Here is a 13,550-nt window from a genome sequence, read left to right as displayed (position 1 = left end):
TTCCCAGCAAGAGGTAGGTTGGATCGTAAGGTCATTTAAAATCGGCACTCCACTAGAATATCTAATAGTGAGTAACTTTTAACTAGACACTCCTAAGACGTGCAGATTGTATATGGAAACATTCCCGATCGCAGGGCGTGTCATTAATACGAAGTTGGTTTTCGGGCTGACCGCTCGAGAAGTTGGCGAGGTTCTCGTGGTTCCGTTCCTGGCTATGGGTATCGCCCAAAGCATTGGCTTCACTGGGTCACTGTTCCTGGGTGCCGGCGGGATCGGACTCGCTATCGGCATTCTCACCCTGCTGGTTTCCCCCGCCGGGCAGCGCCCCATCAGCTATGCTCGTGCCGCCGCCGAGTACTATCTCGGCACAAACGAGTACCACAACCGGAGCACGCGACCCGAACCAGAGTCACCCGTCGCACAGGATGTCGTCTACGTTCAGCAGGCTGGCCTCGATATCGAGACGATCGAAGCCGAGCAGGACGCGGAAGCTGACGGACGGTGATCGATGATGGGAACTGCACCCACCGACGAGACAGCCACTGACACAACCACAGAACCACACGACGAGGACGAGGAGCCCGTTGTCCAGCCGACTGCCACCAGTGACCACACGCCGCCCACACCCGAGTCCGACCTCGAGGTCCTGCGAGCACTCGACAACTTCCTTGACGATATCGACACGGACCTCCCAACCGCTCGAGAGCGCTCCCGAGCGCGCGATCACTTCGACCTCAAGGATCGTCTTGGTGAATCGACAACGACCCAGGAGGCACTCAGCTTCGACTATGTCCGAGAGGATGGCATCGCCGTCGACGGCGACAGCTACATCGGCCTCTTAAAAGTCCATCCGCAGAACTGGCTCTCGCTCAGTGAACAGGCTAGACACGACACGATGAGCGCATACATGTCCTTCCTGATGTCGCTCGAGTTCAGCGTGGCCGTCCCCTGCTACCCGAAAACGTTCGACCTCACGGGACCCCTTGAGCGCTTCTACACAGCATCGTCGAGTACGACTACCCGAGAAGAGACGCCGATCCTCCAGTACGGACGGAAGTTCTATATCCAGTGGGCGAGCGACCGGATCAGAGACGCCGACCTCAAACAACGCGATTTCTACATCGTCACACGCGTCGACGCCGACCAGGTTCACAAGAATCTCGACACGGGAAGCGTTCTGAGCCAGCTTGGCGATCTCCCGCTTATCGGCGCTGCCTGCTCGCGAGTGCTCGCTCACACGCCGTTTGGCGAGTCACACGAAGATGCACGAACTGAGCTCTGCATTCGCGAAGTGAGACAGCGACAGCGCCGGATTACAAACAAGCTCGGACGGACGGAGGTCTCGATCAACCAGGTAACTGACCGTCAGGAAACCATGGAAATTCTGTACCACTACTACAACCACGTCGACCCGCAGTTCGAGAAGTTCAACCAAGCGACCAAAACGGAGGGTGAGTACTGATGGGCCTTCTTTCAGGGCTTCGTTCTCGTCTCATCCCGGGTAATAAGCACACGCTCAAGGAGATCGATGACGAGACGTTCGACCGGGCAGCATCAATCGTCGAGGCCAACGGCGACGACCTCACCAAGGAAAACATCCGCGAGCAAGCCGAGCATCTCCTTGAACTCGAGGAGGTCGACGAAGGCGAGTTCCGACTGGGTGTCGTGCAAGACGATACCGAACAGTCGCTTGCCGACCGGGATATCATCGCCCCACGAAAGCTGAAAGAGGTCTCCAACTTCTTCGAATCGGGGTACATGATCCGCAACGACAAGTTCGTCCGTACGCTGACGATCCACGGCTACCCTGAACGCGTCCCTTTGGGCTGGCTCGATGAACTGTATACGACGAATGATCATGTTCGGGTTACTCAACACATCCAGCCACGCGATACTGGGTCGGTTCTCCGTAAGTTGCAGAAACGCCTCACCCAGCTCCGGGCTCGCCTTCACAAGAAACACGAGAAGAGCCAGACCGACACCCACGAGGAGGAGGCCGACCGTGACATGGTTCAAGAGTTGATCTGGGACATCATCCTCGGGGAGACGAAGCTGTTCGACTTCGCGATCTACATCGAAGTGGTCGCCGACACCGAACAGGAACTCAACGAGGCGACCGAACGCGTCGTCGATTCGCTCAGTACCGCGAACGCGGAAGTAGTCCCCCTCGAGAAGCGCCAGGTCGAATCACAGGACGCACTCGGCCCGCTTGGTGATGATTCGATCAAGTCGACCCAGTTGATGCAGGAGCCCGCCATCGGCACGATGTTTCCGTTTATCGAGCCGGTGATTACAGATCCCGAGGGGATCTTCTATGGGTTTGATACGACTGACACACCCGTAATCCTCGACAGATACGAGCTCTCCTCGTACTCGAAAGCGATTGCGGGTACAATGGGCTCCGGAAAGACGTTCGCCGAGAAACACGAGATGTACCATCGGTTGATGATGGACCCCGAGATCGAGATGCTCGTTCTCGATCCGCTTGCAGATTTCGTCGACTTCGCGAACGATCTTGGTGGGCAAGTGATCCGTTTCGGCGGCGATAACACAGTCAATCCGCTTGAGATCCAGCGCGGTATCGACGACGCTGTGGACGATCCGTTTAAGAAGAAATTGCGCTCGGTGATGGAGCTGTTTCGCATCCATTTCTCGGCGGTAGCCGAGCAGTCGTTGAGCAAGGAGCAGGAGGGAATCCTGCGGCGAGCAGTTCGGCTTGCCTACCTCCAGTACGGCATCACGGAAGAGACGGCGACCCACGAGAACACAAGCCCGACGATCAAGGATCTCCTTGATATCCTCGCAGAAATTGCAGACGGTGGCTTGCCATCGGAATTCCTAGAACTGCACGAGGATGCGAACGACGAGCGAGTATGGCCCGAGATTGACAAGCTCGAGACACGGTTTCGGGATGGTGACGAGCAGTACGCCTACCAATTGCTGCTGGGTCTTGAGGCGTTCCAGAAGGGCGGCGAGAACGACAATCTGACCGGCCGGACGAACGTCGAACTCGACAATCGCTTAGTCGTCATCGACATGTCGATGTTCTCCGACACAGGGCAGGCACCACTGTTCATGCACGTGATGTTCGACTGGATCTACCAGCGAGCGGCCAGCGATCACGACCGCCGTACACAGGTGACGATCGACGAGGCTCACTACCTGTTGCGGCGGGAGGCGACGACAGATATGATCGATCTGTTCATCCGGCATAGTCGTCACTTCAATACCGCAATCACACTCATCTCCCAGACTGTCGATGAGTTCGTCGCCCAGTCGGACGACCAGTCCAAGGAGGCTGCCGAGAAAGCACGCAACGTGTACAATCTCTGCGACATCAAGCAAATATTCCACCACGAGTCGGTCAGCGACGAGATGATCGACTTCCACGACCTTACCCCCTCGGAGCAAACGTTCCTCACGACGGCCCAGACTGGGGAAGATGGGGGCTACTCAGAGTTTTTGCTTGAAGCCAATGAGTGGTCGAAACCACTTGCACTCCATGTGAACGACTACGAAGTCAGCGTCCTCGACGACGACCTCGATCCATGGGAATACCTCTCCAAGAACCGATATATCGACGCTGACGACGCCGAATACCTTGCCGCAGAGGACCGACTCGATGAGTACGAGATTCCAGAGTCGGTGCTCGAGGAAGTGGATTTAGATGAGACCGACAAGGAGTCTGAGACCGATGAGCCGGTCGTCGAGCACGCCGATCGGGAGCGAGCCGATGTGGAGACCGAATACCACGAGATGGACGCTGGTGAGACTGCTGAGGCCGGTCAAGAAGCGACAACAGCTGGAGATGGGGGAGCGGAAGAACCGCATGAAGAAGCGATAGAAGAACCGAATGAGGAGGTAGTAGAGGAGTCATGTGCTGAAGCGGGAGCGGATAAAGAAGACGATCTCACCACGATCTCTGGAGTCGGCGAGACGTACGCAGGGTATCNAGTAGAGGAGTCATGTGCTGAAGCGGGAGCGGATAAAGAAGACGATCTCACCACGATCTCTGGAGTCGGCGAGACGTACGCAGGGTATCTCGCCGAAGTGGGTGTCGAGACGGTTGGCGATCTTGCCGTGGCAGATACTGAGTCGCTTTCAGAGGAGACGTCGATCCCGCTCATGTTGCTTGACGATTGGGCTGATGCTGCCAGCTCGATGTGTGAATCGGAGACCGCGAGTGGTGACGCTTCTTCGAGCACGGAGGTGACAACCGATGCAGACGACTGAGAAAACCGAGAGTCCCCCCGATACCGACGCTGAATCCCTTGAATGGATCGTTGCAGAGGACGAGCAAGTGAAGCAGGTCTCCGACCTGGACGTGCAGTGGACTGGCACACCACTGTTTCGAGGCGGATTTCGAACGTATCTGGCCACACTCGTCTTCGTGGCGGTCGCGATCGCTCTGGCGACCGAGAGCATCGCCGGGGTCACAACAGGACCGTCGCTCGTCGGATTCGAGCCCTACATGCTCGAGACAGAACTCGTCACTGCCGAGATTCCACTCTGGTGGCTGAGTGCTGTTCCGTTTCTGGTTGGCCTGGTAGGCGTCGCGATCGGTGTGCGTCCGATTGTTCGGGCGCTTCGCACGACGTACGTCCTCACGTCGGAGAAACTCTATGTCCGCACGCGGGGAATTCGTGGCGATGGGTTCACGAAACTCCCACTCGACCGTGTCGTCGACACCACTTTTCACCAGTCGCCCGTCGGCCAGCTGTTGTCGTATGGCATCGTCACGTTCAGTACGTTCGACCACACGTCGCCCGAAATTCAGTGTTGGGCGATCGAGGACCCAACAGAGCTTCACGAACGAGTGCTCGAGCTTGAGGCGTCCGCTAGCTCGCCGCTCGATCGCACCCAAGAGTACATCCGAGTTGTGCCGTCGACAGGTGAACGACCGCCACAGGAAGTCATCAACCAGGTCCGTCCCTTGCACGACGTCCGACGAGGTGGGCTGTCGTGGTGGCAACAGCTCAACCCGCTTTCGAATCCCGACCCGCTCACGTTCGAGTTTGTGATCTACAGCGACGGGACAGACTCTCCGATCGAATTCTACTACACCTGCGAGCAACACCTGTCCACGCTTTATGATCGGCTCAACTCGGCCTACCCCGACTCCGTGGAAATCGAACGTATGACTGTTGATTTTGCGGAGAAGCTCATCACTCCACAGCAGTACTCATACGATGAGTTCGAGACCGCTCTCGAGAACGGTACGCTCCAGTGTACGCCCGCGGAAGTCGAGGCACTCGTTCGTGTCCGTGGCTCCAAGCCAACGTTAGCTGACGGAGGAGCAACGGCCATCAGCGAGCAGGTCGATCGGGACGATAGCGATCTCACAGCTGAAGAGAGCACCAGTACGGAGGAGTCTGATTCCGAGGTTTTTGATTCCGGTTCCGACTCTGAGTCCGATTCTGAATCCAGTTACCCACTCGGCAAGCAGCTCCCGAGCGTTGACCTCGAGACACTCCGTGTGAAAGAGGAAACAGAAAACCGTGATCCGGGATCGCTCACGTTCTCCCTCGAGACGCCAGTCGATACTGGTAAGGGAGTACTTGCTCGGCCACATCCGGATGAAGTTGAACCATATGGATTGCGGTGGACCGGCCGTGGAGATCCAATGGCGTCGATCAAGAAGTTCGATGGGCAGATGAATGAAGATGATCGGACGAAGGCGACCTCACACGCGCCGCTGACTGTGTTGATCGATCACTTTGCAACCACCGATCACCCGATCGTCTTCCAGGCCGCATTCGAAGGCGAGCCCGATCTGACCAGCGAAGGTGAGCATCACATCACCGAAATCGAACAGGGGCGTGATACGTTGGCTGGTGAAATCGCCGTGGCCTTTAAAGAGTTCGTACGCGGTCCAAAGAACACCGAGTCGTCCTCATCGCGGTCAGAGTCACTCAGTGAATCTCGATCTGAGCGCATCGCCGAGATCAAAAACGAAGACTGGGGGCATACGTTCACGACCAACCTGCGGGCGGTGACTGTCCCCACGACTTCGTCTCTGAGCGACACATCCGAAATCGAACACGACCTACGGAACCTGAGTACCGTGTTCGATCCACTTGCTGGTGACTACTATAAACTCGAGAGCGAAACCCTCCACAAGAAAGGAGTTCTTGAGCGCAGCCGGCGCAAGCAGTCGCGACGCTGTTTCAATCGGTTTCTCGAAGGTGAGGTCGTCGCTGGTGGGCGGGGGAGCCGATCCGAACCCGACCTCCATCTCGATCCCGCCGAACTCTGCAACATGGTCATCGTCCCCAGTACCGAGCATCTCACCGACGAGGCGGTCAAAGAGACCCATGCGAATCCCGAAAGCCGCACGACCCTTCCTGGGTTGGACACCGCCCAACGCCGTCAGTATACCACGGGGATGGTCCTCGGCCAGGATGCCAACAGTACCGTCGAGGGCCCCCTTCGGTTACCACCAAACCGTCAGTCGCGCCACTGGTTGCTCTGTGGAGCGACTGGGAGCGGGAAGAGCCAAGTCACGTACCACATGTTGCGCTCGCTCGCCGAGACGACACCCGGCCCGAACGTCCTCTTCGACCCGAAAGGCGACAACATGTGTAAGAACTACCTGATGGCCCACTACAAGAAATTCGGGAATCTCGACGACGTGTACTACTTCCGTGAGCCAGGAACACTCCCAGCCATCTCGTTCTTCGATATTCGATCAGCGCTCGAGGGGAACGATCGAGAGACAGCAGTCAAGGAGAAAGTCGACCACTTCCACGAGCTGATGCGGATGATCATGGGAGCGGAGAAGTACGAACAGGCGTTCGTGGCGAACGAAATTCTGACGTTCCTGATCCAAGCGTTGTTCGATCCGAAACACGGTGACGACGTCTTCGGGTTGGATGATCTCGTCGAGGCCGCGACGCGAATGCACCATCATCAGGAGTTGCCGGAGGTCTCGGAGATCAATGCCGACATCCACGATTCACTTGCCGCACAGTTTGCCAAGGACGAAAACCAGTTCGACACGACGATGGGGGCGGTGATGAACCGGCTGAACAAACTAAAAGAGGATCGCCACCTTCACTGGATGCTTCGACACAAACCCGGTCGCGAAGCCGAATCCACCGGAGACGATCTCTACGGCTTCCACCAGCAGGAGACCCACTTCGACTTCAGTGAGTTCCTCGATGAAGATGTCACGATCCTGTTCGACCTCGGCGATCTCACGCTCGACGCCCAGCGTGGGTTCACCACAGTCATGCTGAGTGATTTGTGGCATTCGATCCAACGACGGCGGCGGACGAACCCTGAGAACGTGGTCAACGTCATCATGGAAGAGGCTGCACCGTTCGTCGCGACTGAACTGGTCGCCGATCAACTGCTCCCTCAGGGTCGATCGTCGGGACTGAGCCTCGGGTTCATCATGCAGTACCCCGAGCAGGTCAAGAAGTTCCACAATGGGAATGGTGCGTACGAGGAACTGCTGACGGAGGTGCATACGAAACTGATTGGTGATATCTCGATGAAGGACCGGTTCGCGAAGACGTTCACGCACGACGAATTGTCTGTGGAGGATGTCCGGAACCGGAACAACCGGATGGCAGCGGGCGAGTGGTTCACGAAACTCGTTTCCCCTGGATTCGGTGAGGAGCGACCAGCGCCGTTGACTTTGCACTCGCCCCCGATCATAAGCGGGCACCCAGAAAGCGACGAGCCGCTGACGGCGGCCGAACAACAACAGTTCGACGAAGAGCTTCTGCCGGAAGTACTTGAGCGGACTGAGGACGAATACGGGTTGTACGTGCCGACCCACGAGGACGCGATGGAGTGGTCGAATTGGAGCGACACAGATCGGTGTGCTGGCGCACCGCCAGCACTGGACGAAGATGAGAGTGAAGTGACGGTGGAGTTCGACGAAGAGAGTGAGGACACAGACGGCCAGCAGCCGCTCGAGAAAACCAGTCCTGACGATGGGGCCGACGATCAGCACGATGATCGAGATGATAGCAGTGACGTGGAGACCACCGATGATGATCCAGTTGGCGTTGCAAATGGAGCCGCCTTCTTCGATCCGTCCACGGATGAAGAGGAGTGCCCAGTCTCGGACCGTGAACTCCGGCAGCGGGGGCTCTCGCGAGACGACGCGATCTTCCTCAAACGCGTCCTCGACGCGATGAATCGTGACCTCCCGGATTACACGCTGTTGGAAGGGATGGAGGAGTTGCAAGAGGACCTTGATGGGGTTGACGTTGATGTGTTGATCGAACTCGAACTGCTCGAAAGAGAGAAAGTAGATCGACGACCGTACTATACGGTCCTGCCCGCTGGCCGAGAGCTTCTGGATGAGACAGTCACCGCCCAACCGGGGATTGGTGATCTTGGAGAGAAGACGCCACACAAAGTTGGAGTCGAACTCCTGGTGTGCTGGCTCGAGACTTTCGAAGCGGTCGATCGAGTGGAGCGATACTACCAGCAGTCCTCGGAGACGGTGTTCGACGTTGCCGCGTTCGACGTTGATGACGAACTCGTGTGGGTTGGAGAAGTAGAGATGACGTCAAATAACGCGGAAGCAGTTGTGAGTGACTACGAGAAGATGGCTGCGGTCGACGCGGATGCCGTGTGGGCATTCCCATCACGTGACGACGCTGGCGAGATCGTGAATGTACTCGCCGATGCAGAACGTCTCCCTGAGAATGTGAGCGGTCGAACAGCTAACTCATTTTCACTTCTCCAGGAGGCAGTCGAAGGATTCGAAGCCGATGGAATGACGACTATCCACACCTTCAGGAAGCTGACTTAAACGAGGTTAAAATGACTGTTGACATGACATTCGCATTCACCGGTGGTAGACCCTTATGACCTGGCGACAGGCAACCCGTGACGAGGTCTATGCGTACTATACCGAGGAGTTCCCCAAGTATGTAGACCAGTTGCCGCCGTTCATCACACCAACGGCACCGAAAGAGTTCGGGATCAGCTTCCGCGAACGCCATCCCATCCGCAAAGAGAAGCGACCTGACCGAGACTTCATCCGACGGCCGACGTGGCGCACCAGCTCAGATGGCGAGCCAGTCTCACAGAACTTTAACAACTTCGAAGAACTCGTCTCGTTCATCCAGTCTCCCGCACGGTATGACCCGTTCCAAGGGAGTGAGTACGTGTTGGCTGATCCCGATCTGCTCGAGAAGAGCGATCCGATTTCGGATGGCGTCTACTACGGGTTAGACAACTGGGACCGATCGTGGGTCCTCGCGGTCGATATCGATGCGAAAGACATCGCGACAGCACGCGCTGAACGCGAGCTTGATGAGAACGACCTCGAGATCCAATCGGCAGATACGAGTCGTGACGACGCGTTGCTCGCTGAGTCCGAGATTCGTGATGCCGATCCGAGGGGGTATCCCTACTCGTTCGAGGATATCGACCGTGCGATCGAGTACGGCTTCGAAACACGAGACCTCTTCACGGATGTGTTTGCTGCCGAGGAGACGATGGTTGTCTACTCTGGTCAAGGCGTTCACGTCTACCTGCTCGACGACGATCTTGAATACGGGTACGATGAGAAAAGCCGAGAAGTGCTCAACGACCTCTTGCTCGAGCGTTATGAGATTCCGATCGATCCCGTTGTGACCGCCGACCGGAGTCGTCTGCTTCGTGTGCCCTACTCGTTGCACGCTGACGTCTGTCGCGTCGTCCAGCCGATCGAGAGCCTAGCGTTCGATCCGCGAACGGAAGCCCGACCACAGTTCCTTGAAACGGAGAGTGAACTCACCCATGATTGACCCACGAGAGACTGACCGAGATGCCTACCTCGCTGCAGCGATCCCAACCAATTACACCGATAACGAGATCGTTCGACTGTTCACTCGCGGGTACGACCGCTACGTCGTCGATAATACGCCAGACCGAGAGACGCTGCTTTCGGATCTCGAACAGTTCGGGACTGCTGCGTTCAAGAGCTCCCAGCGCAACCGTCCGCTCGAGTACCCATTCGTCGACGAACCTGCCACGCTCGTATTGTTGGCTACTCTCAGTACAGTTTGCGTGAGCGAACAACCCCGCTTCGAAGACACGCCGCCTCGTCGGAATCAAGTCCTTCATAATATCCGCGAGCTGTTCGCGACCAATCTCCTCGCACTTGTGCATGAGTACGACGATCCGACTCTGTATCAGGATATTGCTGAGGTCCTCTACGCGAAAGGCCCCAGTCAGGACGGTCCCCACCCAGGTCGCGTTTGTACGGGCGTCAAACCAATGCCCGAATTTGACGAGGTGGAAACTGCCGAAAATGAGTACGATCTCTACGTCGAGATCCCAATGGCGGCTGCTTCTCGAAAGTGTCTCGCGCGAGCATCCACCGAAGCCACAAGTAGCGATGAGACGGGCGAGATTCGAACGCAGATCAAGAACAATCATCTCTACGTCCCGCTCGACCACCTCCATGACACTTATCGATCGTACGCCAAGCGGTGTTTTGGCCGGCTACAGACAGTTCAAGAGGATGAACTCGGTGAACCACAACGCAAGTGGCTTCGAGAGCACGAAACTGCCATCACCGAACGGACTGACTACGCCCTCGAGATCGGCCAGTACGAGAAGGTGTGGAAAAACTGGGATCAAGGCGAGCAGATCGTCCGACTGCTCCAAAATGCGGTGCGAGCGTCACCCCAGACTCAGATCGGCGAGTTTCATACTGCTCAGGAGTTGTCCGACGCGCTCGAGGCATACGAACCAGAGAACGAGGGTGAGAAAGCTCAGTTGGGGCAACTGTCCAACCACCGTAGTGTCGCAAAAACACTCGCTAATTCTACGTCACATCGGTCGGTGACGATCGATCGGAGTGACCGCGTCAATACGTATCGCATCGGCCACTCGGGCGGGGGATCGCGCCCACTTGAAATCATGGAACTCGAAGACCTATTTGAATTACCTTGTCTGGCAGCACTCGACGAACGGCTCCAAGAGGAAAAGCCAGTCCGAAAAGACCTCTTCAATCTCGTTCGGATGGTGATGTGGCTTCCGCAGTATCGCGAGAAGCCCGTCGACGCGATCACTGATGAACTCAAAGACCTGTTCAGCCGGTGGCCATGGTTCGATCCAGAGATCTCTGCCTACCAGATCAAGTACGAAGCCCGACGGGGCGACCGTGGCATTGGTTCCGAGGGGAACACACCCCTGCCAATGAATTGTAATAATGACGATATGCAACGGTACTGTATCGGGAAAGAGCAGTGCCCCTACTCAATCTATGGCAGCCTCCCATTCCCCGACGACATGTACGACCAACTCGAGGAAACCGACCCCATTTAATATAGAGGAAACTCACATCGGATTCAACCCTCTCTTTAGGCTATTTCTTTCGAAACTATACAGAAGATCTAAAAACCGGATTTGGTGCTATTCTACCCAACCAATATGATATCTAGAATATATTAATTACAACCATTATCCAAGAGATAGTATTCCGTTGCGCATTATCTGAGCCTTGATGATGGAGAAATCAGCGGATAAGGGGGATTCTTCTAAGAATGTGACATCTAACTGTCTCTTCTGCCGTTCCTCAATTTGAACATTGAAATCTAGAATCGGCTGAGTTGGGTGGCTGAAACCCCTTGTTGCGCGTTTTTTGACTTTCGTGCTTGAAATCTTTGCTCGTTGCGCGTATTGTTACGACCTTAGATATGCGCAACGGGGGTTTAAAACGATTTGAGGGCTTAAATCCGGTCGTGAATGACGAAAAATCGTCCAAAGGAATGGGGGTTTGTGCAGAAAGAGAGGTGTGCGCGACGGGATTGAGACGTGGCGAGTTCAGAGGGCAAGGGAAGGTGTATGTATCAGAAACTGGAGGTGAAGTCTGGAGGAGTGTGCGGACTCGAGAATGGAGGGATTGAGTTGGGTGTAGAACGGGNGGGAAGGTGTATGTATCAGAAACTGGAGGTGAAGTCTGGAGGAGTGTGCGGACTCGAGAATGGAGGGATTGAGTTGGGTGTAGAACGGGTGGAAGGTAGGGGCAGTAACAAGGGGTGGTCGGAAGGGGAATGAAAGAGGAGTGAGAAGCATTTTTAGAACACGATCAGTGGGAGAATGGAGAGCGGTAGAGAGGGGGGAGGGAACGGGTGTGAGACAAGGTAATAGATGTGAGAGAAAGTTGAAAAGAGAGCAGAATGTGAGGTGCCAATAGAGAAAGAAGAGGGGTGGGAGAAATAGAGAGAGGATGGTGCTCGAGGCGAGAGGGAGAACAGAGAGGGAGGTCTGGAGAACGAGTGAAGAGCGGAGAACAGGGTGGTGTGTGGTGATCGGAGTAGAGGGGCAGAGGACTGGAGATGAAGCTGAGGAGAGATGAGAGCTGAAGGAACGTACAAGCTAGGAGTCAGGCCGTGACGGGGAATTTGGAAGAGAGCTTGAGGATAGGGATAGAGTGGACTTGGAGGGGAGGTAGTACAGTGTGGGTTCCTCTCCTCGAGGGGAGAATGTGGCCGTGGGCAAGGACGTCGACGGTGAGGTGGGACTCGAGGGCGGTGGTGAGNGAAGAGCAGCTAGGAGAACGTCAGGCTAGGTGATCGCGACGGCAGTGTTGTTCACTCACCTGAGAGGGGTGAGTCGGGATATGAGCTGGACTGACCAACACCAGACGGAAGAGGCAGAGGACGACGACCAGAACCTGAGCGAGGAATTCGACGAGGGGGTTCGAGAAGGAGCAGCGCCAGGCGAGGAAGACAAATCGGAGGCAGACCAAGCTGATACCACAGTGGACGAAGACGAGAGTTCAGCCGAGGATAGTAAGGAGAGCAGTGAGGGTGAACCGGCCAGGGTTGCACCGATGGAATCGGGTACTGTCTCGAGGCAGGGATCGGACGAGCCGCTGATGATGAACCAGTGTCCGCGGTGTGACGGTCGCGAGTTCGTCTCGAAGAAGCTCGTGTACGAGGAGTTCCACTACAGCAAAGCGGGTGAACTCGAGGGGCACCAGAACAACGTCCGGGCAGAGTTCGAGTACACGTGTCTGGAGTGTCAGGAACGGTTCCACGAATTACCGAGGAGTGCACGATCGTACTATACGGAAGTGGCGGTGCTACGGCAGGATCTGCGCCGAGCGATCCGAGTACAGCTGCGAGCATGGGCCAGTTCGATGAAGTCCTGGATGCGGAAGCCGTACAGAAGGNATGGAGCAGCGAGCAGAGGAGGACCGCACCGCATAGCACCGCCCTCCCACGATCACCCGCCCTCCTCCAGGTTCCGGGCTGCTCGCTCGCTCCCGGTGGTCGCTGTGCTGCCGGGCTTTCCCCTGAGTGGAATGTTGGTCCCTCTTAGTCCGGTGGTCCTGCTTCTCGGGGATTGTCCGAAGGTTGGAAGCTGGAACGGTCGGTCCTTTGGGTGACGATCGAGACGGAGACCAGCTGGGGGACGGAGCCCTCTCGATGGCGGTCCGAGTGTTGGATAACCGGAGTCGGTTGACGGGAAGACGACGTGGGTGACCGGCGGGTTCGATATCGGTGGTGTACGGACCACTCGAGAAGGCGGTACACGCGGGGTGGTAGTACGCTGGTACGCTTGAGGAGAGACGAAGACGATGTTGC

The 13,550-nt window shown here is 56.4% G+C and carries 6 protein-coding genes; all 6 read left to right on the top strand.

What is annotated here, in order from left to right; all coding sequences use genetic code 11:
- Nucleotides 1-112 precede the first annotated feature (112 nt).
- The 6 genes from C484_RS10365 to C484_RS10340 all read left to right on the top strand — a co-directional run bounded on the left by C484_RS10365 (nt 113) and on the right by C484_RS10340 (nt 11,283).
- Nucleotides 113-505 carry a hypothetical protein gene (locus C484_RS10365; RefSeq protein WP_006825895.1) on the top strand — a complete coding sequence of 131 codons (393 nt, stop codon included), beginning with the start codon at nt 113-115 and terminating at the stop codon, nt 503-505.
- A gap of 6 nt (nt 506-511) precedes the next feature.
- Nucleotides 512-1,462 (top strand): hypothetical protein, encoded by a 951-nt coding sequence (locus tag C484_RS10360; protein WP_006825894.1) that lies wholly within the window; start codon nt 512-514, stop codon nt 1,460-1,462.
- Nucleotides 1,462-4,233 (top strand): helix-hairpin-helix domain-containing protein, encoded by a 2,772-nt coding sequence (locus C484_RS10355; protein WP_006825893.1) that lies wholly within the window; start codon nt 1,462-1,464, stop codon nt 4,231-4,233. The genes C484_RS10360 and C484_RS10355 overlap by 1 nt, the downstream gene beginning before the upstream one ends.
- Entirely contained in the window at nt 4,220-8,773 is a 4,554-nt protein-coding gene (locus C484_RS10350; protein WP_006825892.1) for a type IV secretion system DNA-binding domain-containing protein, read from the top strand. Before C484_RS10355 ends, C484_RS10350 begins: the two co-directional genes overlap by 14 nt.
- A gap of 55 nt (nt 8,774-8,828) precedes the next feature.
- Nucleotides 8,829-9,755, top strand: a complete 927-nt coding sequence (locus C484_RS10345; protein WP_006825891.1) for a hypothetical protein — start codon at nt 8,829-8,831, stop codon at nt 9,753-9,755.
- Nucleotides 9,748-11,283 (top strand): primase-associated protein, encoded by a 1,536-nt coding sequence (locus tag C484_RS10340; protein ID WP_006825890.1) that lies wholly within the window; start codon nt 9,748-9,750, stop codon nt 11,281-11,283. The genes C484_RS10345 and C484_RS10340 overlap by 8 nt, the downstream gene beginning before the upstream one ends.
- Nucleotides 11,284-13,550: the final 2,267 nt, after the last annotated feature.

This window comes from Natrialba taiwanensis DSM 12281, assembly GCF_000337595.1.
GTDB classification, from domain to species: Archaea; Halobacteriota; Halobacteria; order Halobacteriales; family Natrialbaceae; genus Natrialba; species Natrialba taiwanensis.
This window is presented reverse-complemented; position numbering and strand designations above follow the sequence as displayed.